18 protein-coding genes, 1 tRNA gene and 3 pseudogenes are annotated in these 26,874 nt (G+C 55.0%); 5 read left to right on the plus strand and 17 right to left on the minus strand.

The annotated features are described in order from the left end of the window. Positions 1–41: 41 nt before the first annotated feature. The 9 genes from BLW59_RS09245 to BLW59_RS09285 all read right to left on the minus strand — a co-directional run bounded on the left by BLW59_RS09245 (position 42) and on the right by BLW59_RS09285 (position 8,877). On the minus strand, positions 42–1,406 hold the full coding sequence (locus BLW59_RS09245; protein WP_074697567.1) for a nitrogenase component 1: 1,365 nt from the start codon (positions 1,404–1,406) through the stop codon (positions 42–44). Beyond that, positions 1,399–2,985 (minus strand): nitrogenase component 1, encoded by a 1,587-nt coding sequence (locus BLW59_RS09250; protein ID WP_074697568.1) that lies wholly within the window; start codon positions 2,983–2,985, stop codon positions 1,399–1,401. The genes BLW59_RS09245 and BLW59_RS09250 overlap by 8 nt, the downstream gene beginning before the upstream one ends. A gap of 15 nt (positions 2,986–3,000) precedes the next feature. Next, positions 3,001–3,855, minus strand: coding sequence for a nitrogenase iron protein (gene nifH, locus BLW59_RS09255; RefSeq protein ID WP_029542622.1), 855 nt, complete (start codon positions 3,853–3,855; stop codon positions 3,001–3,003). A gap of 23 nt (positions 3,856–3,878) precedes the next feature. Then, a complete protein-coding gene (locus tag BLW59_RS09260; RefSeq protein WP_074697569.1) occupies positions 3,879–4,742 on the minus strand; it encodes a radical SAM protein in 864 nt (287 codons plus the stop codon). A 13-nt stretch (positions 4,743–4,755) separates the two neighbouring features. After that, on the minus strand, positions 4,756–5,118 hold the full coding sequence (locus BLW59_RS09265) for a NifB/NifX family molybdenum-iron cluster-binding protein (RefSeq protein WP_029542618.1): 363 nt from the start codon (positions 5,116–5,118) through the stop codon (positions 4,756–4,758). A gap of 4 nt (positions 5,119–5,122) precedes the next feature. Then, on the minus strand, positions 5,123–6,037 hold the full coding sequence (locus tag BLW59_RS09270; protein WP_074697570.1) for a PLP-dependent cysteine synthase family protein: 915 nt from the start codon (positions 6,035–6,037) through the stop codon (positions 5,123–5,125). Between the two features lie 249 nt (positions 6,038–6,286). After that, positions 6,287–7,444, minus strand: coding sequence for a trans-sulfuration enzyme family protein (locus BLW59_RS09275; protein WP_074697571.1), 1,158 nt, complete (start codon positions 7,442–7,444; stop codon positions 6,287–6,289). A gap of 124 nt (positions 7,445–7,568) precedes the next feature. Continuing rightward, a complete protein-coding gene (locus BLW59_RS09280; protein ID WP_074697572.1) occupies positions 7,569–8,474 on the minus strand; it encodes a class I SAM-dependent methyltransferase in 906 nt (301 codons plus the stop codon). A gap of 327 nt (positions 8,475–8,801) precedes the next feature. After that, positions 8,802–8,877: transfer RNA gene (locus BLW59_RS09285), tRNA-Gln, on the minus strand. 183 nt (positions 8,878–9,060) lie between these two features. Here BLW59_RS09285 and BLW59_RS09290 point away from each other — a divergent pair. Further along, positions 9,061–9,423 carry a PTS glucitol/sorbitol transporter subunit IIA gene (locus BLW59_RS09290; RefSeq protein ID WP_081348472.1) on the plus strand — a complete coding sequence of 121 codons (363 nt, stop codon included), beginning with the start codon at positions 9,061–9,063 and terminating at the stop codon, positions 9,421–9,423. Positions 9,424–9,508: 85 nt separating this feature from the next. Here the strand turns inward: BLW59_RS09290 and BLW59_RS09295 are convergent, their stop codons facing one another. The 4 genes from BLW59_RS09295 to BLW59_RS09310 form a co-directional block, all read right to left on the minus strand. Next, a complete protein-coding gene (locus BLW59_RS09295; protein WP_029542608.1) occupies positions 9,509–10,543 on the minus strand; it encodes a LacI family DNA-binding transcriptional regulator in 1,035 nt (344 codons plus the stop codon). 221 nt (positions 10,544–10,764) lie between these two features. Further along, a complete protein-coding gene (glyA, locus tag BLW59_RS09300) occupies positions 10,765–12,012 on the minus strand; it encodes a serine hydroxymethyltransferase (RefSeq protein WP_074697573.1) in 1,248 nt (415 codons plus the stop codon). A gap of 177 nt (positions 12,013–12,189) precedes the next feature. Then, complete coding sequence (gene rpiB / locus BLW59_RS09305; RefSeq protein ID WP_029542605.1) at positions 12,190–12,633, minus strand: ribose 5-phosphate isomerase B; 444 nt, start codon at positions 12,631–12,633, stop codon at positions 12,190–12,192. Between the two features lie 366 nt (positions 12,634–12,999). Continuing rightward, the gene (locus BLW59_RS09310) at positions 13,000–14,679 is read right to left on the minus strand and encodes a carbon starvation protein A (protein ID WP_074697574.1); all 1,680 of its coding nucleotides are present in this window, start codon (positions 14,677–14,679) and stop codon (positions 13,000–13,002) included. 238 nt (positions 14,680–14,917) lie between these two features. On the opposite strand from BLW59_RS09310, the gene BLW59_RS09315 reads away from it, so the two are divergent. Next, entirely contained in the window at positions 14,918–17,374 is a 2,457-nt protein-coding gene (locus BLW59_RS09315) for an amino acid permease (RefSeq protein WP_074697575.1), read from the plus strand. Between the two features lie 17 nt (positions 17,375–17,391). Next, positions 17,392–19,872, plus strand: a complete 2,481-nt coding sequence (locus BLW59_RS09320; RefSeq protein WP_074697576.1) for an amino acid permease — start codon at positions 17,392–17,394, stop codon at positions 19,870–19,872. A gap of 51 nt (positions 19,873–19,923) precedes the next feature. Here the strand turns inward: BLW59_RS09320 and BLW59_RS18130 are convergent. From BLW59_RS18130 to BLW59_RS17380, 4 genes and pseudogenes are all read right to left on the minus strand, one after another. After that, positions 19,924–20,334: pseudogene (locus BLW59_RS18130) on the minus strand (flagellin); the annotation flags it as partial. A gap of 1,062 nt (positions 20,335–21,396) precedes the next feature. Then, a pseudogene (locus BLW59_RS09330) lies at positions 21,397–21,816 on the minus strand (flagellin); the annotation flags it as partial. Positions 21,817–21,881: 65 nt separating this feature from the next. Further along, positions 21,882–25,493, minus strand: coding sequence for a flagellin (locus BLW59_RS18135; protein WP_318258476.1), 3,612 nt, complete (start codon positions 25,491–25,493; stop codon positions 21,882–21,884). After that, a pseudogene (locus BLW59_RS17380) lies at positions 25,481–25,898 on the minus strand (flagellin); the annotation flags it as partial. The gene BLW59_RS18135 and the pseudogene BLW59_RS17380, both read right to left, overlap by 13 nt. 201 nt (positions 25,899–26,099) lie before the next feature. Between BLW59_RS17380 and BLW59_RS09340 the strand changes: the two are divergent. Next, positions 26,100–26,372 (plus strand): hypothetical protein, encoded by a 273-nt coding sequence (locus BLW59_RS09340; protein WP_029542595.1) that lies wholly within the window; start codon positions 26,100–26,102, stop codon positions 26,370–26,372. 146 nt (positions 26,373–26,518) lie between these two features. After that, positions 26,519–26,806, plus strand: coding sequence for a hypothetical protein (locus tag BLW59_RS09345; protein ID WP_074697578.1), 288 nt, complete (start codon positions 26,519–26,521; stop codon positions 26,804–26,806). The last annotated feature ends 68 nt before the right edge of the window (positions 26,807–26,874 follow it).

Below are 26,874 nucleotides of genomic sequence, written 5' to 3' on the forward strand. Positions count from 1 at the left end.
ATCCTTGCCCCTACAAAGAGAAGGGCAAGGATTTTTTTGCGTTATGCCGACTTGCTGATGGCTGTGGTAAAGATGGTTTCGAGAAGCGTCAGGGCACCTCTATAGCCTATATATGTCTTGTTCAGCACCACGTCGTAGGACACGGGGTAGCTAACCTCAACGATATGGCCCTTGAGTTCTTTGACGATGTCACGCTCCCAGCTGGTGCCGAAGATGACCGGGGGCTTGTGGCCGTAGTCCTGCTCTTTCAGCAGCCTGCCTACGATGTAGCCGTCTTCCACAAATTCCACTTCGGCGGCCACATCTTCGGCCAGGTGCTTGTACTGCTCCCTGATGGTCTCGTGGTATTTCTCCGGGGTGTGGTCGGTGATGATCTGTTTCGCCGGAATCAGGCCCAGCTGGTTCACCAGGAACTTGTTCAGGGCCAGATTATAGGCCGCATCGCTGACCACCGAATAGGCTGCGGGCAGGCCCCACCAGTATTCGGCGTAGAAATCTGTGAAGTGTTCCAGATAGTAGTAATACTCCTTTTCCTCCTGCTTGATGAAGCTCTCGGTCTGCACCTCGTTTTCCTTGGCAAAGGCGGCGATGGCCCGCAGGAACTCGGCTGCCTGCTTGGCGCCGATGGGCAGCACCGGCAGATGGAGGTAGGGTTGGTCGTACTTCTTTTCTAACAGCTTCGCCGTCTTAAGGCCCAGCCAGGGGCCTACCACCAGATTGAACTCCGCATTTGGAATGGTGAGCCATTCCTTCACGCCTTGGCAGCCGTGGCCGAAGAGGATATTCACCTGCCAGCCGGCACCTTCCAGAATGCGCTTCAGTTCCGTCAGATCCCCACGCCAGAAGGTGTTCTGGAAGGGCAGCTCTGACCAGACATTGATGAGGCCTTTTTTCTTTTCGCCTTTCCTGGCGTACTTGTCCACATACTGCTCTATAATGGCCTCGGTGACTATCTCATGGCCCGTGAAGTTGTTGCCCTTGAAGCCGCCTGTTTCGGCTGACACAATGGGCACGCCCTTTTCCTGATAGCGGGCCACCACAGCGCCAATGTCATCACCCACAATCTCGGGGATACAGCCATTGAGCACTACGAAAAGGTCGGCATCCATAATCTTCAGGGAAGCCTCTATGAGCTGGTCAAGGTGCTTCGCCCCGCCGAAAACCACGTCCTTCTCCTGCAGGTTGGAGCTGGGAGGCACGGCGCCGCCGGAGTAGCCGCCCCCCTGGTAGCCATTGTAGAAAACAAGGCTGGTATACTGCTTGTCCACGCAGCCGGGGCCGCAGTGGGTGATGGGGATAGCCCCCGGAATGGCACTGACCGAATGCAGGGCACCTAAAGCGCAGCCGTAGCGCACCTGGCTGATGGAATTGGTCTGGCCGTTTTCATTTTTCTTGATCTTAGGCATTGGCTGCCTCCTTTCTCTCCTGCTCCGCCCGATACTCTTCCTCGTCAAAGGCCGCCAGTTCCGGATGCTTGGCAAGAATGTAGGCGTCCTTCTGCTCCAGCCACCACTTCTTGTAAGGCAGTTTCACATGCTGCTTGATATCATCATGGAACTTCTTGTGAGCCAGAATCTCAAGGATGGTTTCGCCCAGATTCACAATGCCGTCATAGCCGATGGCAATATGCTCATCCCCCAGCGGCGCAGCGGGAATCCCCAGGCGGGAGGCCAGCGGTGCCAGGCCGTTGTGGCGGATCAGCAGGAAGTCTGGCTGATTCTCCTGCAGGAAGGCATAAAGCTGGTATTGCTGGCGGTTGGACACGTGGAAATTCTTCACCTGGCCGTAATGCTCATTGAGGTGGCCCAGAGAATCTTCCCGGGCATCGCCGCTGTCGTAAACCGGGTCATGATGGAAGGTCAGAGAGCCCTCCACTTCCACCTCCAGTTCACGCAAAACCTGAATCAGGCCGTGAGCGTAGGCAGAGCCGGTGGCCACAAAGCCCTTGACTCCCTTGAGTTTTTTCTTGAGCTCCTCAATCTTGGGCTTCACCCTGGCGTGCTCCCTGGCAATGAAGTCTTCCACCAAGTGCTCACGATGGGTGACCCTGGCCAGCTCACGGAGCCAGGCATCAGTGCCCGCAAAGCCATAGGGCATGGGGGCCTTCACCTCCGGCACGCCAAAGTGCTGTTCCAGGGCTGCCGCCATATAGGAAGACAGGGTATAGCAGAAGCCCACGGTGGCAGCGGCCTCAGACATCTGGGCCAAATCCTCTACGGAAGCCAGGTCCACCACATAGTTGACCCTGAGGTTCAGATTGGCCAGCAAAGGGGTGAAAACATCGGACCCCCAGAGGTTGATGACATTCACCAGATCCTCCTGCTTTTTCGTAGGATTCCTGCGCACAATCTGACGCAGGATACCGTGCTGGGTGGCATCAAAGCCCGTGCTCCAATGCTTGGAGCGGAAGCCCTCGCAGGCCAGGGGAATTACGGGAATGCCCAGCTCCGCCTCCTTCTCGTCCGTAATGCTCTCGATGTCCTCACCGATGATGCCCGTGGCGCAGGAAGAAGCCACGAAGATAGCCTGCGGCTTGTAGCGCTCCCAGGCGTCATCAATGGACTGCCGCAGCTTGTCAGCCGCACCGAAGACCATGTCGCTTTCCAACAGGTTGGTATTGATGATGCGGATATTCTCTACCTCAAAACCCCGCATGGCCAGTCCGTTGCGATAGATGTTGTTGTAGGGCACCTGGCCGCCACCGCAGCCGATGGGAGCGTGCTGGATGAGCACCGCGTCCCGCACATTGCCCGCCTGGCATTCAACCATCTGCTCGCTGCACACCGACCCCTGGGTGAAAGGCCCCTGCAGTTCGCACAGGCGGCAGTTCCCCGCGCAGCCCGTGCCCCTGTCCCGCTGGCCCCTCACTTCATAATTTGAAGCCTTATGCAAATCCTCCGTGGTGCCGTCCCAGGCGATAATGGTGCCCAGGCGTTGCTCACGCTGCTCCACGGAGGCAATATCCAGGTTTATTTTTTTGGCCATAAACTCTCCCCTCCGTCAGATGCGATAGTCGTCTTCCACGTTGTCCATGAGACCGTACTCCAGCAGGATTTCCTCCAGCCTGTCCTGGGTCATGGGCTTGGGAATGACAAACATCTCGTTTTCCTCTATTTTCCTGGCCAGCTGGCGGTATTCATCTGCCTGCTTGGCCTGAGGCTTGTACTGGATGACGGTTTCCTTGTGGATTTCCGCATGCTGCACCACATTGTCACGGGGCACGAAGTGAATGAGCTGGGTGCCCAGTTCCTCTGCAAAGGCCCGCAGAAGCTCAATCTCACGATCCACATTGCGGCTGTTGCAGATAATGCCTCCCAGGCGTACCCCGCCCTTGGCTGCGTAGCGGGCAATGCCCTTGGAAATGTTGTTGGCAGCGTAAAGAGACATCATCTCACCACTGGCCACGATGTAGATTTCCTTGGCCTTGCCCTCGCGGATAGGCATGGCAAAGCCGCCGCAGACCACGTCACCCAGGACGTCATAGAAGACATAATCAAGGTCATCCGTATAAGCCCCCAGGCGCTCCAAAAGGCCAATGGAAGTGATGATACCGCGCCCTGCGCAGCCCACCCCCGGCTCCGGTCCGCCGGACTCCACACAGCGGGTTCCCCCAAAGCCGGTCTTCAAGATGCTGTCCAGCTCCACCTCGTCCCCTTCATCGCGCAGGGTGTCCAGCACCGTCTTCTGGGCTAAGCCCCCCAAGAGCAGGCGGGTGGAATCAGCCTTGGGGTCGCAGCCCACCACCATGACGTTCTTGCCCAGTTCGGTGAGCCCCGCCGTCAAATTCTGAGTAGTAGTGGATTTGCCAATGCCGCCCTTGCCATATATCGCAATCTGTCGAAGTTCTTTAGCCATCGAAATCTCTCCTTCTATTTCATTTAACCATGTGAAAAAGTATCCTTTACCCGGGGCAGCCCCCCATAAACCTCCTTGCTGAAATTATTCTTCCCTGGCACTCCCACTGCATCAGCCCGACAGTGCTGGCAATGGCGGAACACATCAATGTGCTTCCCCGCCTCTGCCCTGGCCACTGACAGGTCCACGCAGCTGGGCGCCTCGCAGTCTTTCAGGTCATGCTGGGGAATCAGAGGGATGATGTTGTAAATCGTCGCCCCTGCCTCCTTCACAGCCTTGGCAATAGCGCCTATATGGAAACGGTTGATCTCATTGACCAATACCGTGTTGACTTTGACCGTGACCCCGGCGGCAGATACCTTGCGGATGCCTGCCAGCTGATTTTCGATGATGATGCGGCCGGCCTCTTCGCCTTCATAACGCTTGCCATGATAGACCAGCCCGTTGATCATCTTCGCTTCGATGGCAGGGTCAACGGCGTTCACCGTCACTGTCAGGGTATCTATGCCCGCATCTATGACCTCCTGGGCACGTTCATTCAGCAGCAGCCCGTTGGTGCTCATGCACTTGAGCAGGTCGGGGAACTTCTTCCCCAGCAGCCGGAAAGTTTTCAGGGCATTGTCCGTGGCCAAAGTATCGCCTGGCCCTGCAATGCCGATGACGCTGAGCTCCGGGCAGAAGGTCAGTGCGCGCTCGACGTATGTCACTGCCTCCACCGGCTGTATCACTCTCGCCGTCACCCCCGGCCTGTTTTCTTCCTCATTTATCTTCCTGTCGCAGAAGCGGCACTCCAGATTGCACCCCGGCGCCACCGGCAGGTGAATCCTGCCCCGGTTCTGCTTCGCTCCAAAGCAGGGGTGCAGCTCCCGCACTCTCTCCTTGTCCATAGGGTTCCCCCTTCTAATGTTTCACACTTGCTCTTTCTTTGTTCACCTGATACTTATGTATCTGTTTCACAGCCTCATTTATGTCAATATCCTGCACTTCCAGAGGCAGGACCCCTTCCCTTTCCAGCGCCTTCTGTGCCCCCGGGCCGATGGCTTCGGCAGCCACATAGAGGCAGTCCCGTAAATTCTTCACAGCTTCCTGCATGACCCCCTCGTCATGGAAACCGTGGCGACAGGGCGGGTGGCCTGCTCTTTTCGCCAGCTCCAGATAGGAGCCGTCCTGCTGCACCTCCACGATAAGGAAGCCCTCGGCCGCGCCGAAGTGGCGGTCGATATGCTCCCCGTCACTGGTGGCAAAAGCTATTCTATATGCCATTGAATCACCCTTCCAATATGTGCTTGCTGAAATACCTCTCCGCCCTGTCTATGATGGGCACCACGATATTTCCCTTGGCCCCCTCCGCTGCCAGCTTCAGGGCAGCGGCCAGGGCCGCGCCGCTGGAGGAACCGGCAAAGATTCCCTCTTGAAGAGCCAGACGGCGCACACTCTCGAAAGCCTCCGCATCCGTAATCTTATATACTTTGTCAATGAAGGAAACCTCCATGGTCTTGGCAATGAAGTCATTTCCTATCCCCTCTATCTCATAATCCCCATGTTCCCCGCCGCCGATGATGGAGCCGTAAGGGTCGGCCAGCACTCCCTGAATCCTGGGGTTCTGCTCCTTCAGATAGCGCATGATGCCGCTGAAGGTGCCGCCGCTGCCGGCCCCGGACACCAGATAATCCACCTGGCCGTCCAAATCCTCATAGATCTCCGGCCCCGTAGTCTCGTAATGGGCCTGGGGATTGGCGGGATTCTCGAACTGCTTCAGGGTGATGGCCCCGGGAATTTCCTTTCTCAATTCCTCTGCTTTGGCCGCCGCTCCCAGCATGCCCCCAGCCCGGGGCGTATGGACCAGTTCCGCCCCCAGCGCCTTCATCAAAGTCTGCTTTTCGGCTGAGAACTTCTCCGGCACCACGAAAATCACCCGGTAGCCGCGGTTCAGGGCGGCAAAGGCAACGCCCAGGCCCGTATTGCCCGCCGTGGCCTCGATGATGGTACCGCCCGGTTTCAAGTCACCTGCTTTCTCTGCCGCCTGGATCATAGCCCGGCCCACACGGTCCTTGGCGCTGCCGCCGGGGTTCCACAATTCCAGTTTGGCAAAGAGCCGGACGCCCTCCGGCAATTTGAAATGTGTCAGCTCAACGAGCGGCGTATGCCCGATGAGCTCCTGCATTGATTTGAAATACTTCATGGTGACTTTCCTCTCCTGATTTCTTATGCACAATTCTTATGTATACTTCCTGCTGCCAAAGTAAGTGAGGTGCGCAGGCATAGCATAAGCGGAACGTTTGGAAATTTTCCATAAATCTTAGTGAACACAAGGGACGCTCTGCGAAGCATAGCTTCGCGCAGTGGGAGCTTAGATTCTATGGTAAATTTCCAAGTGAAGCATTGCTATGCCTGTGCGCCGAACGCCTAATAATGCAAACGCCTCATCATGCTACACCCGGCTGGCCTCTATCGCCTGATTGAGGTCCTGCAAGAGGTTCCCCTTGTCCTCGATACCCACGGACAGGCGAATGAGATTGTCCGTGATGCCTATTTTCTCCCGTGTCTCCTTGGGAATAGCCGCATGGGTCATGGTGGCGGGGTGGCACACCAGGCTCTCCACGCCCCCCAGGCTCTCTGCCAGGGCGATGAGGCCCAAAGCCTTGAAGAATCTGCCCACATCATGGCCCTCAGTCAGCTCGAAGGAAATCATGGCGCCGCCGTTCCTGGCCTGCAGCTGATGCACCTCGAAACCCTCATGGCTGGTAAGCCCCGGATAATAAACCTTCTTCACCTCGGTGCTGCCCTCCAGCCACTCTGCCAGATATTTGGCATTCTCCACATGGCGGTCCAGACGCACTCCCAAAGTCTTGATGCCGCGAATCAGCAGGAAGGCATCCTGGGGACCCAGCACCGCCCCGGTGCTGTTCTGGATAAAGGCCACCTGCTCTGCCTGCTCCTTCGTTTTCGTCACCACCAGTCCCGCCACCAGGTCGCTGTGGCCTCCCAGATACTTGGTGGCGCTGTGCACCACGACATCTGCCCCCAGGGCCAAGGGCTTCTGGAGATACGGGGTCATAAAGGTATTGTCCACAATGACCAGCGCCCCGTGACGGTGGGCGATTTCCGACACCGCCCTGATGTCCGTGATGGAAAGCAGGGGATTGGCAGGGCTCTCGATGATGATGGCCTTGACCTCAGGAGTGAACTTCTCCTCCAGCTCCGCCAGCTTTCCCGTGTCCTCCAGTGAATAGCTCAGTCCGAAGTTGGAGAAAACCTTGTCCAGCACCCGGAAGGTACCTCCGTAGACGTTGCTGGAAAGCAATATCTTGTCCCCGCTCCTGAAGAGGTTCAGCACCGCCGTAATGGCCGCCATGCCGGAAGCAAAGGCAAATCCTGCTTCGCCTCCTTCCAGCTGGGCGATGAGATTCTCCAGGGCAGCTCTGGTGGGGTTGCCCGTGCGGCTGTACTCCCAACCCTCGCGAAGTTCCCCCAGACCGTCCTGCTGGAAAGTGGAGGTCTGGTAGATGGGCACCGTGACAGCACCGGTGTGCCTGTCACCGTCCGTACCGCCGTGAATCAAAAGTGTATCAAAAGCTGTATAGCTCATAAAAAACTTCCTTTCATATATCTGTATTACTGGCACAAGCATCGTCCCGTGAGTGAGGGCTGCAGGCATAGCATAAGCGGAACATAGTGAAGCGTTGCTATGCCTGCAGCCCGAACGCCTCGAATCAATGTCCCTGTTTCTCCGCCAGCAGGAAGTGGACATTTTCCACTGCCTGCTGCTTGTCTGTACGGCCTGCGAAGAAATGCCGCTGTATATCATCGGGGGCCTCATGAGTGCGAATCACAAAGCCCTCGGCAGAAAGGATTTCCCTCATTTCGTCCAGAGAATAGCCATGTCCCATAGGTTCCCCCAGCTGCTCGGTCAGTTCCGCCAAACGCCCCATGCGGGAGGAAGCATCCTCAAAGGTACTGTCATCCGGGAAGTCCAGCACAAACTGGCTGCCCGCCGACGAAAGGGTGCTGACGCTGCCCACGAAATCCTTGAAAGCCTCCTGGGTGAGATAATAGGAAACACCCAGCAGAGAGAAGAAGGTGGGCACATTTGGGCCGAAGCCGCTGTGCAGCAGCGTCCTCCCCAGATCCTCCTTTTCAAAATCTATAGCTCCGTAGTGGACATTCTGGGGAATCTTCCAGCGCAGGTCATGTATGCGCCTCAGCTTGTAGGCCTGGGTGTCCGGGTGGTCCAGCTCGAAGACCTGCACCGCCTCGTCAGAATTGCGGAAGGCAAAGGTGTCCATGCCCGCCCCGCAGATCACATACTGGCAGGCGCTCTGCCGCTGGGCAAACCGCTCCAGGGCCCTTTCTGCAAAGGCCACCCGGGAGAGGGCAATGGGAGAGAAGCAGCTGTCCATTTCCTCAAAAACCTGCAGGCTCTCAAAACCGTACTTGGGAAAATGCCGGGCGGCTTCCGCCTGCCCCTTGAGCAAGTCCCCGATTTTGTCATATTCATCCTTGCCGATGATGTCATAGGCCAGGTAGTCATCGAATATCTTGTTCTTCCCCAGCATGGAATGATATGCTCTGGCAAAAGAGCAGAGCTTGGCGGTCATACTTTCCTGGGCGGCAATCATGAAAAATCCCTCCTAGTGCTTAAATCCACATTCGCTTGTACCTCATGATGATCTTCTCGCTGTTACAACAATATTCCATCGGCACCACAACCTTTCTTGAGGAACTGTTCATAAGGCAAAGAAAAAGAGGCCCTGCACGGGAAATAAACATTCCTCGTGCAGAACCTCTGGTTTTTCCAGTCAGCTCTCGCGTTCTTGATGATGGAGTTAATGTTACATCATTACACCTATCATGTCAATAGGTTTATTTATCTTTTTTCAGCAATTCAGTGCAATTTTACCCGGAAACGCAAAAAAGCACCGCCGAAGCGGTGCTATCATTTCAAATGGCAGGGGTAGCTGGACTCGAACCAACGCATGCGGGATTCAGAATCCCGTGCCTTACCAACTTGGCGATACCCCTGTGTTTCCTGCCTCTCGGCTGTCAACGAATAGTATTATAGCCTAAGGACGTGCAGGTGTCAATACTTGTTTTCAAATTTTATTCCATTTTTTTATGGAAATATCATAAAAAGTACGTTATACTAATATTAACTATCTTTTCATCCGTTATGAAGCGTATTATTTAGGAGGAGGAAACGCCATTATGGACATTAAGTACGATGTGGCCATCACTAACATCGGCAAGCTTGCCCGCACTTTCCTGGAAAACAACAACAGCACCATCCTTTTGGATGAGGGCATCCGTCCCAATCTGGCTGACATGGTCATTGAGCACACCCACGGTGATCTCACTGAGGACATCAAGAAGGGCGACCACCTGCTCATGGGCGGCATCAAGTACACCGTAGAGAAGGTGGGAGATGTAGCCAACCAGAACATCCGGGAAGAAGGCCACTGCACTATAGTGTTCAACGCCGAAGGTTCCATGCCCGGCCAGATCATCGTCAAAGGCCCCTCCCAGCCCACCGTGACCGTAGGCGCACACATCACCTTCACCAAGAAGTAACATAGCTTTTTGTCCCCCTCCTAAAAGGAGGGGGATTTTTTAGCCTTCCCCTAGGGAGAGGGCTTTTCAGTCTGCACCGCTGATACTAGATCATTGCCCGCAAGTCATAGTTTTCTCCATTCGTCCCCTTCTTAAGGTTACGGACACTCTCTCGCTCTACAAACAGCAGGGGCATATCCATATTCTCGTGTTCCTCTTTGCCCGCCAGCTTGTCCAGCAGGAATTTGGCTGCCTTCATGCCCACCAGCTCGTAGTCAAAGAAGATGGTGGTGAGGGCCGGGTACACCACCGCCCCCACATCATAGCCGCCAAAGCCCGTGACGGAAACATCCTGGGGCACCTTGATGCCACGCTCGTGAAGGTACCTGAGAATGCCCAGGCTGATATTATCCGTGGCCCCCACTATCACCGTGGGACGGCAGGCCAGGATATCCGCGGCCTTGTTGTAAGCAGAGAGGAAGTCAAAGCCTGTCTGCACGAAATCCACCGTGGCATCTGTCTCACCTTTGGTAAAAGCCTCCACAAAGCCCTTGCGACGCTCTATGCCCACAGCGGTATCAGTTTCAGTTACCCCCGCAAAAACAGCCCGTGTATGGCCCTGGCTCCTGAGGTAGGCCCCCATCATATGGCCGGCCCCGAAGTCGTCAATCTTGACGCACTCCAGCCCTGCTTCCTGCTGGCCTGTAATGACCAAAGGCACGCCGGAGGTCTCAGCCAGCTCCCTGTGCCGCGCCGTGATGCCTACAGAGTCCACGATGATGCCGTCTACGCCCTGCTGCTGCAGGCTTTCGATATTCTGCAGCTCCTTCTCCACATCAAGATTGCTGACCAGCAGCAGTCCCTGATAGCCCTGGGGCTCAAAGATGCGGGCAAAGCCGGACAGGAGCTTGCCCACGGACACGGAGTCCATGCGGGGCAGCACGATGCCAATGAGTTTGCTCTCCTTGGTCTTGAGGCGCTTGGCGAAAAAGTTGGACTTGAAACCGGTCTCAGCTATGGCCGCACGAACACGCTCCTGCTTCTCTACGCTGATATAGCCGTTATTCAGATAACGCGACACGGTGCTCTTGGAGACCCCAGCCAACTTCGCCACATCCGTGATTGTTACTTTATCTTCCATGGTTATTTCCTCTTAATTCTCTATAAGTAAATCATTTAAGTCAATTATAACCAAAGAATAGCATTTTGCCAACTGAAAAAGCCTCCACCGTGAAACGGGGGAGGTGGCAGCCGAAGGCTGACGGAAGGGGCGATGAGCAGGGCCCAAAATCCCCCCTTCCACCGTCTTCGACGGTCCCCCTCCCCCGCAAGCGGTGGAGGCTTGTTCTACTAATCAGTTACTCACTCATACAACGGATACTTCTGGCAGAGGGCTGCCACGCGTTTGCGGGCCTGCTCCTTCACGCTCTCATTATCCACATCGCTGAGAACCATGGCGATGATTTCGCCCACTTCCTTCATATCGTCCTCTTTGAAGCCGCGGGTGGTGAGGGCAGGGCTGCCCAGACGCAGGCCGCTGGTGATGAATGGGCTCAGGGGCTCGAAGGGAATGGTGTTGCGGTTGGCGGTGATATTCACCTCATCCAGCACCGTCTGAGCCACCTTGCCAGTGATGCTCTTATTGGTGAGGTCAACCAGCATCAGATGGTTGTCCGTGCCGCCGGAAACAATGCGGAAGCCCTTGTCCTGCAGAGTCTGGGCAAGGACTGCGGCGTTCTTCACCACCTGGGAAGCATATTCCTTGAACTCAGGCTTCAGCGCCTCACCCAGAGCTGCAGCTTTCGCAGCGATGACATGCATCAGGGGGCCACCCTGGATGCCAGGGAAGACAGCCTTGTTGAACTGCTTGCCGAACTCGGCATCACGGCAGAGGATCATGCCGCCACGGGGACCGCGCAGGGTCTTGTGGGTAGTGGTGGTGACCACATCAGCATAAGGCACCGGGCTGGGGTGAAGTCCTGCAGCCACCAGGCCTGCGATATGGGCGATATCCACCATGAGATAAGCACCGGCCTTCCGGGCAATCTCGGAAAGACGGGGGAAATCCAGAGTGCGGGCATAGGCAGAAGCACCGGCCACAATGAGCCTGGGCATCACTTTCTTCGCCTGCTCCTCCAGGGCATCGTAGTCAATGCGCTCCGTTTCCTTATCCACGCCGTAGGCCACGATGTTGAAGTACTTGCCGCTCATGTTCACAGGACTGCCATGAGTGAGGTGGCCGCCGTCCGTGAGGTTCATGCCCATGACGGTATCGCCGGGCTGCAGCAGGGCAAAGAACACAGCCATGTTGGCCTGGGCCCCGGAATGAGGCTGCACATTGGCATACCCTGCCCCAAAGAGCTTCTTGGCACGCTCGATGGCCAGGGTCTCCACCTCGTCCACGAACTCGCAGCCGCCATAGTAGCGCTTGCCAGGATAGCCTTCTGCGTACTTATTGGTGAGCACACTGCCCTGAGCCTCCATGACAGCAGTGCTAACAATATTCTCAGAGGCAATCAGCTCCAGCTTGTTCCTCTGACGGTTAAGTTCCTTCTCCAGAACCTCCGCCAGCGCAGAATCGGTGTCTTTCAAGTGGGACATCAAACTCATATCTCGGCCTCCCTCACATAAATGAACATCAAGACAACTCAAACTTCAGCCCATGGATGGGCGTCCCGCGGCCGTTGGCTTTCACGGATGAAAGGCAAGGCCGCTGTTTCTTTGGTTCGTTTCTTTGCGTCAAAGAAATGAACAGCCGAAACTTAACAAATAGAGCAAAGAGAAGGCTTACTTCTCTTCCAACGCCATAATCTTATTCACCCGGCGCTCATGCCTTCCCCCCTGGAACTCCTCTTTCACCCAGACGCGGACAATCTCCCCGGCAGGGCCAAAACCAGTCACACGCCCGCCCATAGCCAGCACATTGGCATTGTTATGAGCCCGGGACATGCGGGCGGAGTACACATCGGTGCACAGAGCGCAGCGAATGCCCTTGATCTTGTTGGCAGCAATGGAAATGCCAATGCCAGTGCCGCAGAGCACGATGCCCCGGTCAGCCTTGCCACTCACAATCTCACCGCAGACCTTCTCGGCGATATCAGGATAATCCACAGACTCAGTGCCAAAAGTGCCCACATCCTTGATCTCGATGTCACCGAATTCCTTCAGCACCATCTTGACCTCTTCCTTCAAAGCCACAGCACCATGGTCACTGCCAATAACGATTTTCATTTAAATTATACCCCTTTCATATATGGTAGAAAATGATATATCAGATGTTACCTCCACCGCGTGCGGGGGAGGGGGACCACCGAAGGTGGTGGAAGGGGGGCTAGGAGTCGTACAAACATCTTAGAAGCAGACTTGTTCGACCCCTCATCCCCCTTCCGTCAGCCCTTCGGGCTGCCACCTCCCCCGCAAGCGGTGGAGGTAAGGCATACTATCTACGTACAATCGCTAAAGAACTTAAACACAACAATTTAATTCTACCATATACAAAATAAAGAGCAATACGCAATAAAACAAATTTCCCGCCGCCCACCACAAGCGACGGGAACTTTCATATATAATATTCTATCTATCTTACAGGAGCCAATCTCAATTCCCGTGGGCCAGCTCCACTTCCTCTTTGCCCATTAGCTCCCTGCCGCAGTGCTTCACCACCAGCAGGGCCAGGGTCATCAGAGCAAGGGCCAGCACCAGCTGCAGGCCGTCCACCATGAGGACGAAATTGCCGGCAGAGAGCTTCGTCACAATGCCCACCACGGAAAGCACCAGCGCGCTCATGGTCACCAGGAACATGAACACCATGGGCACGTAGAGCATCCAGCCCTTGCGGCCAGTGACCTTCAGGAACACGGCCAGAGAAATCAGCACCAGAGCGGAGAGCAGCTGATTAGCTGCACCGAACAGTGGCCAGATGCTCATGTAGCCGGCCTGGCAAAGGGCAAAGCCCAGCACCAGAGTCACGACAGTGGAGAAATACTTGTTCTGGCAGAGCTTCTGGAAGGAATTTTCCTCCTCCCCCTGGCCTGCAGCAAAGAGCTCCTGGAAGCTCATGCGGCCAATGCGGGCCACAGAATCAATGGTAGTCATGGCCAGGGCCGACACGCACATGGTAATCACGCACGCGGAAACGGCAGCGGGCAGGCCAAACATCTGGAAGAAACCGCCGATGGCACCGGCGAAAATCTGGAAAGGCGTGCCCTGAGGCAGATGGCCGTTAGAGGCAGCTGCACAGGCGATGACCAGAGCCACCACACCCAGCAGGGATTCCACCAGCATGGCGCCGTAACCCACAGGCAGCATATCACGCTCATTGGCAATGGCCTTGGAAGAAGTACCGGAGCTCACCAGGCTGTGGAAGCCGGACACGGCACCGCAGGCAATGGTGATGAAAAGAATGGGGAACAGGCTCTGGCCGTTCACCGTGAAGCCCACGAAAGCAGGCATATTGATGACCGGCTGAGCTGCCACCACACCGATGACGCCGCCTGCCACCATCCCCAGCAGCAGGAAAGAGCTCAGATAATCACGGGGCTCCATCAGCAGCCACATGGGCAGGACAGAAGCGATGAAGCAATAGCCGAAAGTGAGATAACGCCAGGTCTGCATATCCAGATACAGCGGGAAAGCCATACCAGCAGCAAACATAGCTGCCACCAAAACGATAGCCACCAGCAGCTTCACCACGCCGCTGGGATTCACCTTCCTGATGAAGAAGCCAAAGCCCATGGCCACCACGATGTAAAGGAGAGATATGGAAGCTGCCTGCGCCCCCGGCACATTCAGGCTGCCGTCCTTCAAAGTGCCGGCGAAGGTACCTGCCAGGATGTCAGCAAAGGCTGCCAGCACCAGCAAGGTGAACAGCCAGCAGAACAAGAGGAAAAGCCTCCTGCCCGTACGTCCCACATACGCTTCAATCATCATCCCCATGGACTGGCCCTTGTTCTTCACCGAAGCATACAGGGCAGTGAAATCCTGTACCGCCCCAAAGAACACGCCACCCACCAGCAGCCATATAAGAGCCGGAGCCCAGCCAAACATGGCTGCGATGATAGGGCCCGTCACAGGACCAGCCCCCGTGATGGAAGAAAACTGATGAGCAAACACCGTAAACCGTGAAGCCGGGGCAAAATCCCCTCCGTCCTCCAGCTCCACCGCAGGCGTCTTCGCCTTGGGATCAATCCCCCAGGTCTTCACCAGCCAGCGCCCATAAAGCAGATAGGCGGCCACAAAGACCACAAGAGCTCCTCCCACTAACATAAGTCCATTCATAATAAAGCCTTCCTTCTCAAGTTCTCTCTATAAGGACATTTATATGTTTATGTATTATAGACTTATGTATACTGTATGTCAATGTGTAAACTGCAAGAAGTAATGTTGTGAAGATTATGAAGGACAGCTGCAAAAGCAGGATTTTCCACCGCCTAAAGAGAACTAATGAAAAAATATTCGATTTTTCAAGGGGGCATCCTCAAACTGTCCTCATTTAATAGGCAAAGGGGGCTTTGTCATGGAACTTGAAAGAACTCCCGAAGAGGAACAAGAGCATAAGGGCTTTCTCTATCCTTTGAATATCTGGGCGCTGTCTTTTGGCGGCATCATTGGCTGGGGTGCCTTCATCATGCCGGGGACTATGTTCCTGCCCAATGCGGGGCCTATCGGCACCATCACGGCCATGGTGCTGGGGGCGCTCATCATGCTGGTGATTGGCAAGAATTTCTGCGTCATGGCGGAACGGTTCCCGGACAACGGAGGTATCTTTGCCTTCACCCGCAAGGTGCTGGGCAATGACCACGGATTCCTGGCGGCCTGGTCTTTGGGGCTTGCTTACCTGTCCCTGATCTGGGCCAATGCCACGGCCTTTGTGCTAATTGCCCGTTATCTCTTTGGGGATTTGCTCCAGTGGGGCTTTCACTATCAGGTGCTGGGCTTTGATGTGTACTTTGGCGAGATTCTCATTACCTGGGTGATTCTCATTGCTTATGGCATGCTGGCCTGCTACGGGGGCAGGGCCAAGCGCCATCTGCACACGGCGCTGGGCATCATCCTGCTCTTTTCCGTGGTGGGGCTTTTCCTGGGCATCATGGGCAATTCCCATCACTCTGTCTTTGCCCCGGCCTTCCAGCCGGATTCCTTCCCCCCCATGCAGGTCTTTTCCATGCTGATGCTGGCCCCCTGGATGTTCTTTGGCTTTGAAGCCGTGACCCATGCCAGCGAAGATTTTAGCTTCTCTGCGAAGAAGCTATATCCCATCGTGGTGGGGGCCGTCATCTCCGGCGCCCTGGTCTACTGCCTGCTTACGGCCATCTCTGTGCTGGATATGCCCGGGCAGTATGAGGTCTGGACTGACTACATCGACGAGCTGCACACCCATACGGGCCTTGCCTCCCTGCCGGTGTTCCAAAGCGTCCACGGAGTGCTTGGCAGCGGCGGCCTGGTGCTTTTGGGTGCTGCTGTCATCGCCGCCCTCTCCACCAGCCTGCTGGGCTTTTACCGGGCCACGGCCTACCTTTTCCATGCCATGGCCCTTGAGAATATGCTGCCGGAGAGATTAACCGAGACAGGCCCGGAAGGGCTGCCCCAGAAGGCCCTGCTTCTGGTCATAGCCCTGTCCCTGCCCATTCCCTTCCTGGGTCGCACGGCCATTTCCTGGCTGACGGACATCACCACCATCAGCGCCTCTCTGGCCTACGGCTATGTTTCCCTCTGCGCCTTTTTCCTGGCCAGAGAGGAGGGCAGCCTGCAGCGGCAGGGGCTTGGTCTCCTGGGGGCGGTAATGAGCCTGTTCTTCTTCATCTGCCCCATCCTGCCCAACCTGCTCCTGGGCAGCAGCCTGGAGCAGGAATCCTACCTGCTGCTGTCGGCCTGGAGTCTTGTTGGCTTCATCTACTACTGGTATGTTTTCAAGCACGATACAGAGCACAGGTTTGGCATTTCCACTTCCATGTGTCTCATCATCCTCTTCCTCAACTTCTTCTCCACCTCCCTGTGGCTCAAGCAGAGGACAGAGGCGGAGCTCATCATGGCCTGGGAAGGCATAGATGTCAGCTACAGCCTCCTCTCCCTCAACGCCCTGGTGCAGCTGGGGCTCATCGTCATCATCCTGGTGCTCATGAGCGATATCTTCACCACCCTGAAATCCCGGGAGCACGCCGCCGATGTGCAGATGCTCCGGGAAAGGTCCATCAGCAAGGCCAAGAACAGCCTGCTGGCCAATATTTCCCATGATGTGCGCATACCCATGCAGTCTTTGGAAAGCTATGTGCAGACAGCCCTGGAGCTGTCCGCCCTCTGCTATGTCTGCGAGCAGCCCTGCGAGCGCAAAGTGCCAAAATCGCTGGGGGATTCGCTGGAAAAAGTGGTAAGCCTCAACCAGTACCTCTCTTTCCTGATAAATGACATGATGCTCATGGAGCGCATGGAAAGAGGCCAGATCAAGATGAAGGAGCACGAGACTGACATCCGCCACACCTTCGAGGTGCTGTCCCATGTTTTCGGCCAGCAGATGCAGGAAAAGCGCCTGTACTTCAGCGTGGATACCAGCAAGGTCACAGACCCTCAGGTGATATGTGACGAAGAAAGGCTCTCCCGGGTGCTGCTGAACCTCATCAGCAATGCTTATGAATACACGGAGCCGGGAGGCGGCGTCATGGTGACCCTCCTCCAAAACGGCCCGGGCTACCATCTGCGCAAGACAGAACAGGGCCGTCTGGCTTTCAAGACCTACGCTGACTACGAAGTCCACATCCACGATACTGGCAAGGGCCTCTCTCCCCAGGAGCTTGAATGGATCAACGCCCCCTTCGAGGGCGAGAAAACCGCCCTGGAGCTTGAGGAGCAGGGCCGCGGCCTCCACATCGCCAAAAACATCATCCATCTCATGGGCGGTCAGCTCAAAGTGACTACAGAACAGGGCAGCGGCACAGAGTTCATCGTCTGCCTGACCCTGCCCCTGGCCCCTAAGTAGGACAAAGGAGTATGGCTATGGTTACATTCAAGAATCCCGGGATGCACGATGCAGTCAAGAACCGGCTGCTCTATCCCCTCAATGTCTGGGCCCTGTCCTTTGGCTGCGCCGTGGGCTGGGGTTCCTTCGTGATGCCGGGCACGCTCTTCCTGCCCAACGCCGGTCCCATAGGCAGTGCCCTGGCCATCTTCATCGGCGGCATTTCCATGGTGATCATCGGCTACAATTTCTGCCAGCTGGCGGTGAGGTATCAGGGCAACGGGGGCATCTATGCCTATACCAAGAACGTCCTGGGCCATGACCATGCCTTCCTGGCGGCCTGGACCCTCCTCATCACCTATCTCTCCATCATCTGGGCCAACGCCACCGCCGTGGTGCTGCTCTGCCGCCTGCTTTTCGGCAGTCTCCTGCAGTGGGGCTTCCACTACACAGTGGCGGGCTTTGATGTGTACTTCGGAGAGATAGTCACCACCTGGATTGTCTTCATCACCTTCGGAGCCTTCACCTGCTACGGGGGCAAGCTCAAGCGCCACCTTTACACCGCCTTCGCCCTGCTTCTGATTTCTATCATTATCCTTCTTTTCGTATCACTATGTATTGTTAACCACCATGTTGTAATTTTCCCCCCCTTCCAGCCGGACAATAATCCACTGCTGCAGGTCTTTTCCATGCTCATGGTGGCTCCCTGGATGTTCTTCGGCTATGAATGTGTCACCCATGCCATTGATGACTTCCACTTCCCCGTGCAGAAATTGTTCCCGCTGATTGTCATAGCGGTGGTGTGCGGCGTGCTGGCCTACACCCTGCTCATAGGCGTGGCCATCCTCAGCGTCCCCCCGGAGTACACCTCCTGGAAGGACTACATAGACAACGTGGGCCACATGCAGGGCATGAGCTCCCTGCCGGTCTTCCACAGCATCGGCAGCACCTACGGCATGGCTGGCATCTGGGTGCTGGGGGTGGCTGTGCTCTCCGGCATCGCCACCTGCATCCTGGGGCTATACCGCACCTGCGCCTATCTGCTGCAGTTCATGGCCAAAGACGGCCTGCTGCCCCTGCAGTTCACCAAGACCGACCTCAACGGCGTGCCCAGGAATGCCCTGTTCCTGACCATCGCCATGTCCCTGCCCATTCCCCTGCTGGGACGCACCGCCATTGTCTGGCTGGTGGACGTCATCACCATCAGCGGTTCCCTGGCCTACGGTTACGTGTCCCTCTGCAACTATCTGGAAGCCAGGAAGAATAGGGACAAGCGCGGCGTGCAGATGGGCATCGGGGGCATGGTCTTTTCCCTGTTCTTCTTCTTCTGCCCCATCCTGCCCAATCTCTTGCTGGGCAGCAGCCTGAATACGGAGTCCTATCTCCTGCTGGCAGTCTGGAGCACCCTGGGCTTCCTCTACTACTGGTACATCTTCAAGCGGGACACCCTCAACCACTTCGGACGCTCCGCCTCCCTCTCCATTCTCCTGATGTTTCTCAATTTCTTCTCCACGGGGCTCTGGCTCAGACAGTCCACGGGAGACCAGCTGGCACTGGCCGCCGAGGGCAGGCTTGCCGAAGCCCACAGCAAGCTCACCTTTGACCTCATAGTGCAGATGTTGCTCATTATGACCATCCTCTTCCTGCTGTCAAATATCTTCACCCGCATCAGGCAGCGCGAGCGGCTCATGGATATCAAGATGATGCAGGAACGTCAGGTGAGCCTGGTAAAAAGCAACTTCCTGGCCAACGTATCCCACGACATACGCCTGCCCATGAAGGCCCTTTCCGGCTATGTACGGGCTGCCCGGCAGGCAGGAGCGGATTTCAGGCTCTCCGAAGGGGACTGCGATATGCAGGTCACCAGCCAGCTCTGCGACTGCCTTTCCCGCATCCAGTCCGTCTGCTACTACCTCAAGGCCTTTGTAAATGACCTGCAGAAGGTGGACTACATAGACACGAACTCCTTTGACCTCAGGCTGAAGCCCACAGACCTGCGCCAGCTGATGCAGCGGATTGTGGATTCCTTCGCCCAGCAGATGAAAGAAAAGGATATCTCCTTCGCCCTGGAAATCAGCCAGGTGGAACACCCCCTGGTGCTCTGCGATGGTGACCGTCTCTCCAGAATCCTGCTGAACCTCCTCAGCAACTCCTACAAATTCACCCCCTCCGGGGGCCGCATCGTAGTCATGCTGATGGAAAAGGAAAGCACCCTTTCCCCCGCCGAGCGTGAAAAGGCCCACATCCCCGAAAATGAGAACGAATATGAGCTGCGGGTGCAGGACACCGGCATCGGCATGTCCGAAAGCTACGCCAAGGAAATGTTCATCGAAAAGGAAAACAGAAGCATCTTCGCCGAAGAAGAAAAGCGCACCCAGGGCATGATGATCACCAAATACCTCATAGACCTCATGGGAGGCACCATCAAAGTCATCACCGCCCCGGAGGAAGGAACGGAGTTCATCATCAACCTGAAGCTGACCACCACCCCGAAAGAAGCAGCCGTGGTGGAGGCATAATCCCAGGCACGAAAAAAGCACCCGGCTGGGTGCTTTTTTCTATGGGATATCTTACTGCAAAAGGGACAGCACACTGCTGCTGGACTGGTTGGCCTGGGCCAGCATGCTTTGAGCAGCCTGCATGAGCACGTTGTTCTTCGTGTACCCCGTCATTTCCTTGGCCATGTCCGCGTCACGGATAGTGGACTCAGAACTCTGGACGTTTTCACTGGAAACCGTCAGGTTGTTGATAGTGTGCTCCATGCGGCTCTGGATGGAGCCGATGGTGGTCTGCATATCCAGCGCCTTGGCAATGGCGTAGTCAAACTTAGCCAGAGAAGCCACAGCCTTATCCCGGGTCACCACACTGACCCGCTCCCGCTTGGTATTCTCCAGCCCCAAAGCCTTGGCCCGCATATCTGCAAAGCCCACGCGTATAATCTGGTTGGCTTTGGTGCCCACCTGGAAGTTGAAGGCCTTGTCAGTAAGACGGTAGTTGAATGTGTAATTATCGCCATCCGAGCCGGAAGTCTGGCTTCCGTTTCCGCCTACGCTCTGCTTAGCCATATAGCGCAACAGCACAAAGCCACCTGCATAGGAGGAAGTGGCTACGCCACCCACTCTTGGGGACTGCGAGTCTTCCGACTCTCCCGTTTCCAGCATGGTCTTCATATCATCTGCATTGGCAGGGTCTACCATCTTCATAATGCTCGCTGTGCGCTGATCATCAATGCCATGCACCACTTCTGCCATGCCTTCCTTGATATAAGCGGGCAAGTCGTTGAAATTATTGATGTTGGCCGCCATCACTGCATGGGTCAGCTCATGAGCCAGCACCCGGTCCAGATAAATCTGTCCACTGGTAGCTGCACCGTTCACATTGGAGGTATCAATGGGGTTGTAGTGATACATATTGAAGGTCAGATCCAAACTGCTGGCCTGTCCCCCAGAAGACCAGTTAGTCACATAAGCCAGAGTGCTGTTGTTTACACTCTCGAATTTCAGATTGATGGTCCGCACCGTAGCCCCACTGTCCTCAAAGCTCATGTCAAAGGAATCTGCTATAAGGGTCAGGGCACTGTCCATCCATTCGCTGTTCAAAGCTTTGGCAATAAATTCCTTGTTAGCATCACCTGTGATATTGCCCATGTTCCAGTTGATGGTGAGACCTTTGAATGTAGCACTGCCAGAAGTGGGCATTGTCCAACTGGAAGTTGGCCCCGTCTCAGGCACCACAGATTCAGCAGTCTTCACCTTTTCTCCGCCTGCATCTTTGCCTGTGATGGCCCCGGTGTCATCATTATCCAAGTCAATGCCGCAATATTCCTTGAGGAAGGCCTTCTGTTGGGAAGCACTGCTGCCGGAGTGGCTTCTGATGTCACTCACAAAGCTGTCGAACAAATCTTGGGCACTGGAAAAGACACCGCCGCTGGCCGCCGCCACCGCTTCATCGAAAGCATCCATACCGCTTTTGCTGGTATCATTCAGCGCTCTAAGGAAATTCTGCACCGACTCCTGTGCCGAACTCACACCACCTATGGTAGAAGCACCGTCCAACATATACTTCCCATTGTAGGTCACCAGGGCATTGTCATTGATCTGGTCAATGGACTGCTCCAATTCTTTCTGAATGGTCTGCCTGTCCAAATCCGTGTTGGTATCGTTGGCAGCATTGATGGCCTTTTCCTTCAAGGTCTTCAAAATCTCTACCGTAGAGGATACCGCCCCCTCAGCCACCCTCAGCAGGCTGTTGGCATTCTGGGCGTTCTGCACATCCTGCTCAAGGCTCCGCACCTGCACCCTCATGCGCTCTGAGATGGCATACCCGGAGGCGTCGTCTGCCGCCCCATTTATCTTCATGCCTGAGGATACCTTCGCCAGGCTTTTGGCCAGGGCGTCTGAGTTCTTGTCAAGGACGTTCAGGGTATTCACCGCCGACATATTGTTCTTGACTACCATTGCCATTTTATTCACCATCCTTAGTCATGCTATCCTATGCATATGTATATCAACATTTACCTTGTTGCTCCTTACAGCAGTGACAACACCAGTTCGCGTTTTTGATTAGCCTGGGCCAGCATGGCCTGGGCCACCTGGGTGAGGAGGTTGTGCTTCGCATACTCGGTCATTTCCCTCGCTATGTCGGCATCACGCATGCGACTGAGGGAGGCCAGCGTGTTTTCGTTGCTGATGACCAGGTAATTGTCAATGCTCTCCAGACGCTGTTGGTAAGCTCCCATATAGGTTGCCTGCCCCAGTGCATATTCCAGGGCGCTGTCCAGGATGCCCGGAGTTTCCGGCATAGTGCCTGGAGGCGGGTCACCGGTTCTTTTGTTGCCCTGGGTCAGGAGAGCCTGTGCAGATTCCCTGGAAGCGATAGATACGTAGGTCTTTTCCCCGGTAATTTTATCAATTTGGCTGAGTCCCAGGGCCCCCGTGCTCATGTTTTCAATGTAGATGTGCAGATTCTGGTTCGCTTTTGTGCCGTGCTGGATGACAAGGGGAATTCCATCCACGTAGTAATCAGTATCTTCATCATCATTAGTGAGCTTGACACCTGCTGTATCACCGGCTGTGCCGCCTCTGCCATGGCCCACGCCGGGTATCACATGATCAGGTGCCTGATAAGCTCCTGAGGGGTCCAAAAGCCTTATAACAGAGGTGGTCAGGTCGATGGTACCCACATGGCCTTCCTCCCCAGAACCGATGGCTGCGCCATCCAATGAAGTATGTTTCACATAGGTGCCCTTATTGACCACGACGTTGCCAGCCGTGGAGCCGTTACGGCCAGAGCCAATGCCGGCACCGTGATTGCTGCTGCCAACGATTTCCGAATTTGATACCCTGATATCACCGCAGGTACTGCCGCCATCACCGGAGCCGATGCCGGCACTGTCACTGTTGCTGAAATGGACCACGGAATCTTCGATGACTATATTGCCGCAGCTGGAATTACTGAAGCCTGAGCCTATGCAGGTATCAATACTATAATTCTCGGTGATAGTCGAGGTCTTGATGGTGATATCGCCGCAACTGGCTCTTTGTGAGCCTGAGCCAATAGCCGCAAAGTAGCCCCCTTGCGCAGTGATGGTGCTGTTCTCGATGGTGATATTGCCAATCTTGCCGCTTTTGCCACTGCCTACAGCCGAGCCACTGTCATTTGAATGCATAGTGATGTTCAGGTTGGCATCCACAATCTGCAGTGCGGCACTGCTGTTAGTGCTGCTTGCATCGGTTCCTATGCCGGCACCCAAGGACTGGGAACAGTTTATCGTCAAGGATGAACCGTTTCCGTCAACCGTCAGCCCATCGCCGATATTCACCGCAGCGGCATTGCCATTACCCTGAGTTATACGGCTGCTGCCAAGCAGGGTCAGCTTGTTGCCGCTGCCGGTGAAGCTGATAGTAGAGGCCGTGCTGCCAGTCAGATTGAGACTATTAATCCAGAGATTGCTGCCCGCCGCAGTAGCTGTGATATTGACCCCGGAAAGAGCCGTAGAAGAACTCTGCTGGATCATGACAGCATCTGTGGTATCCACGGAGATAGTGCCTGTATAGCCGGCATCTATTTCGTAAATGCCACCAGTTGTAATGGCATAAGGAGCGCTGCCGGAGATGGTGGTTACACTGCCAGCGGGGAAGCCGGTGGGTGTGACAGCATTGGCGCCCCTTGCGCCGCCGGAATCGTCCTCCTCCACCAGCGTCCGCTTCTGCAGCCTGGCCCAGTCGCCAGTCAGCAACAGACGACCATTATAATTTGTCGTAGCGGCTATATCGTCAATAGTTTCCATATGCTGATTGAAATCTTTCTGCAGGACAGCCCGATCCTGGTCGGTATTGCTGTCATTGGCTGAGTTTATAGCCAGTTCCTTCATTTGCCGCAGATTATCGATAATTTGCTGTATGCCGCCTTCTGCGACCTTGACGAGATTCTTGCCGTTCCTGACGTTCTGTATATCCTGGTCGAGCCCGCGGACCTGGATTTCCAAGCGCTTCGCTATGGCATAACCTGACGCGTCATCGCCAGCACTGTTGATTTTCATGCCGCTGGAAATTTTCTGCAGGCTCTTGCCCAGGGCGCTGTCATTTTTCTGCAGATTGTACTGGGCCTCCACAGCAGATTTCTTTTCAATGGTGGACACGGACTGGGTATTCTGTCCGGTAATGGTGTTCAGCGCTCCCTGACTCATCTGGTAGGACTGCTGCAGCATGGATTGGGAGGCCTGGGTCAATACTTTGTATTTCGTGTATTCCGTCATCTCTTTGGCCATATCCACATCACGGATGGTGGACTCAGAGCGCTGCACGTTCTCCAGAGCCACGGTGAGGTTGTTGATGGTGTGCTCCAAGCGGCTCTGCATGGCACCGATGGTGGTCTGCTGGTCAAGGGCCTTGGCAATAGCATAATCCAGGACCCCCAGGGATTTTACCGCATTCTCCCGGGTGGTGACACTGATGCGCTCTTTCTTGGCATTTTCCAGCTTGAGGGACTTGGCACGCATATCCGCAAAACCCATGCGAATACTCTGGTTGGCCTTGGTACCCAACTGAAATGTAAACGCCTTGTCCGTGAGCTTATAGTTGAAGGAGTAGCTGTCCCCATCAGAAGTGGAAGTCAGAGCCCCATTGCCCCCAGAGCTCTGCTTGCCCATGTAGCGAAGAAGCACATATCCCAAGGCATAGGCTGACTCGCCGCCTGCCGTACCAATAGAAACATTGCCAGCGGTGGCATCCCCCGTCTCCAGAGCACTCTTTATTGCATCTGCATTGCTGGTATCAACCATCTGCCTGATGCTGGCAGCGCGCTGATCGTCAATGCCATGTACCAGTTCCGCCATGCCTTCCTTAATATAAGCGGGCAAGTCATTGAAATTGTTGACATTGGCCGCCATCACTGCATGGGTCAGCTCATGGGCCAGCACCCGGTCAAGCTGCGTCTGTCCGCTGGACAAATCCGAGCCATTGACATCATTGGGGTTCAGATTGCTATAGTAGGCCATATTGAAGGTCAACGTCAAACGGTTGGCCTGTCCCCCGGCTGACCAATTTGTCACATAGGCCAGCGCATTGCTGCCAGAGTTATTCTCAAAGATCAAATCGATAGTTCGCACTGTAGCCCCGCTGTCCTCGAAACTCATATCAAAGGAATCAGCAATAAGGTTCAGCGCACTAGTCATCCATTCGGAATTCAAGGCCTTGACTATAAAGGCCTGGTTGTCATCGTTGGTAGTAGTCCAATTGAGGGTAAGCCCGTTGAAAGTTGTTGAACCAGAGGTTGGCGCTGTCCAACTGGAAACAGGCCCGGTCTCGGGCACCACGGATTCTGCCGTAAGTACCGTATCTCCCCCAGCATCGTGGCCCGTGATGGCGCCCGTGTCTTCATTGTCCAGATCAATGCCACAGTATTCCTTCAAAAAGGCCTTCTGCTGCTCGATGCTGGTGCCGGAGTTGGCATTCATATCACCTATATAGCTGTCGATAAGTGCCTGGGCGCTGCCAAACAAGCCGCCACTAGCAGCAAACACTGCCTCGTCAAGGGCGGCCATGCCACTCTTGGAGGTAGTATTCAGAGAGCCCATAAACTCCCTCACCGATTCCTGGGCAGACGCCACCCCGCCAATAGTAGAAGCACCATCCAGCATGTACTTGCCGTTGTAGGTAACCATGGCATTGTCATTGATCTGGTCAATGCTCTGCTCAAATTCCTTCTGAATAGTAGCCCTGTCTGCGTCCGTGTTGCTGTCATTGGCGGCGTTGATGGCCTTTTCCTTCAGGGTTTTCAGTATCTCCACCGTGGATGACACTGCCCCCTCGGCCACCTTCAGCATGCTGCCGGCGTACTGGGCGTTGCAGATATCCTGCTCCAGTCCCCGTATCTGTCCCCGCATGCGCTCGGAGATGACATAACCTGAAGCATCATCTGCTGCGCTGTTGATTTTCATGCCAGAGGACAGCTTGGCCAGGCTCTTGGCCATTTCATTGGAATTCTTATTGAGGAGGTTTCGTGTGTTTATGGCAGACATATTACTTTTTACTACCAATGCCATTTCCTTCACCATCCTTAGTGTGTCAAACCATCCTATTCTTTTTATCGAAAGAAGCCCTGCTTTCCTTAATGGCTGAAATAAAAAATACACAGAAAGACACGCTAATATTATGTAAAATTAAATTATTAAACATTTACTCGAAATTATGCTATAATAGTGCGTAGTTTTTATAATTTTTGCTTCAAGGGGGATTATTACGACATGAAGGAAAAGAAAGTATATGTTTTTTTCAACTGCGATGAGGAAAAAAGCCAGACCAGCATGAACGTCTTCTACAACAGCACTTTCTACGGCGAGACCAAGAAGGCCCGCAAGGAACTTGCTGCCAAAGTTGAGGAGGAGCTGAAGGAAGGCCGCATCCAGATTGCTGAGGAGAACCTGGCCAAGGTCAACGCCGCCATCATGGAGGGTGACCCCAGCAGCATCAAGGACCTCATCACCTACGGCACCATCGAAGCATTCACGCTGGTGTAAGCAATCATCCATACATAGAGAAGGACGCCCGGCGGCGTCCTTCTTTTTTTCAGCTAACTTTAACGGAAATCTAATCTCCCTCAAAAGACCTTCTAATAAATCGTTGCTATAATAAACCATGTAATCAAGCAAAGGAGATGAAGAAGATGTTCAACGCACAGAAACTCAAGATTACAGCCTGTGCCCTGACTGGTCTGATGACCTTCAGCGTGGCCGGCCTTTCAGCCGGATCTGCCGAGGCAGCATCCCACACCGTCAAGTCTCCCCATTACCAGGAACTTTCCCACAAGCATGACAAGCACCACAGACATGACCGGGAGCGCGATGAGCACAAAAACAGGAACACTCACTCCCAGGGTGATGTGAACACTGCCGCCATCGTCGGCGTGGCCGTGGGGGCCATAGCAGGGGCTGTGATTGCGAACAACACCTGATTCAATCCCCTTTATGGATTGCACATAGATTCCCTAAGATCCCTAATTCTCTATTCTCTAATTCTCTA

Origin of the sequence: Selenomonas sp. KH1T6, assembly GCF_900108415.1 — a bacterium.
Classification (GTDB): Bacteria; Bacillota; Negativicutes; order Selenomonadales; family Selenomonadaceae; genus Selenomonas_B; species Selenomonas_B ruminantium_A.

Bases quoted from the DNA above. Each gene is read 5' to 3' on its own strand.
- BLW59_RS09320 (WP_074697576.1), top strand. From the start codon at position 17,392: ATGGTTACATTCAAGAATCCCGGGATGCACGATGCAGTCAAGAACCGG.
- nifH (WP_029542622.1), bottom strand. From the start codon at position 3,855: ATGGCTAAAGAACTTCGACAGATTGCGATATATGGCAAGGGCGGCATT.
- BLW59_RS09245 (WP_074697567.1), bottom strand. From the start codon at position 1,406: ATGCCTAAGATCAAGAAAAATGAAAACGGCCAGACCAATTCCATCAGC.
- BLW59_RS09270 (WP_074697570.1), bottom strand. From the start codon at position 6,037: ATGAAGTATTTCAAATCAATGCAGGAGCTCATCGGGCATACGCCGCTC.
- BLW59_RS09295 (WP_029542608.1), bottom strand. From the start codon at position 10,543: ATGGAAGATAAAGTAACAATCACGGATGTGGCGAAGTTGGCTGGGGTC.
- BLW59_RS09315 (WP_074697575.1), top strand. From the start codon at position 14,918: ATGGAACTTGAAAGAACTCCCGAAGAGGAACAAGAGCATAAGGGCTTT.
- BLW59_RS09280 (WP_074697572.1), bottom strand. From the start codon at position 8,474: ATGATTGCCGCCCAGGAAAGTATGACCGCCAAGCTCTGCTCTTTTGCC.
- BLW59_RS09310 (WP_074697574.1), bottom strand. From the start codon at position 14,679: ATGAATGGACTTATGTTAGTGGGAGGAGCTCTTGTGGTCTTTGTGGCC.
- BLW59_RS09340 (WP_029542595.1), top strand. From the start codon at position 26,100: ATGAAGGAAAAGAAAGTATATGTTTTTTTCAACTGCGATGAGGAAAAA.
- BLW59_RS18135 (WP_318258476.1), bottom strand. From the start codon at position 25,493: ATGCTGGATGGTGCTTCTACTATTGGCGGGGTGGCGTCTGCCCAGGAA.
- BLW59_RS09265 (WP_029542618.1), bottom strand. From the start codon at position 5,118: ATGGCATATAGAATAGCTTTTGCCACCAGTGACGGGGAGCATATCGAC.
- rpiB (WP_029542605.1), bottom strand. From the start codon at position 12,633: ATGAAAATCGTTATTGGCAGTGACCATGGTGCTGTGGCTTTGAAGGAA.
- BLW59_RS09290 (WP_081348472.1), top strand. From the start codon at position 9,061: ATGGACATTAAGTACGATGTGGCCATCACTAACATCGGCAAGCTTGCC.
- BLW59_RS09250 (WP_074697568.1), bottom strand. From the start codon at position 2,985: ATGGCCAAAAAAATAAACCTGGATATTGCCTCCGTGGAGCAGCGTGAG.
- glyA (WP_074697573.1), bottom strand. From the start codon at position 12,012: ATGAGTTTGATGTCCCACTTGAAAGACACCGATTCTGCGCTGGCGGAG.
- BLW59_RS09345 (WP_074697578.1), top strand. From the start codon at position 26,519: ATGTTCAACGCACAGAAACTCAAGATTACAGCCTGTGCCCTGACTGGT.
- BLW59_RS09275 (WP_074697571.1), bottom strand. From the start codon at position 7,444: ATGAGCTATACAGCTTTTGATACACTTTTGATTCACGGCGGTACGGAC.
- BLW59_RS09260 (WP_074697569.1), bottom strand. From the start codon at position 4,742: ATGGACAAGGAGAGAGTGCGGGAGCTGCACCCCTGCTTTGGAGCGAAG.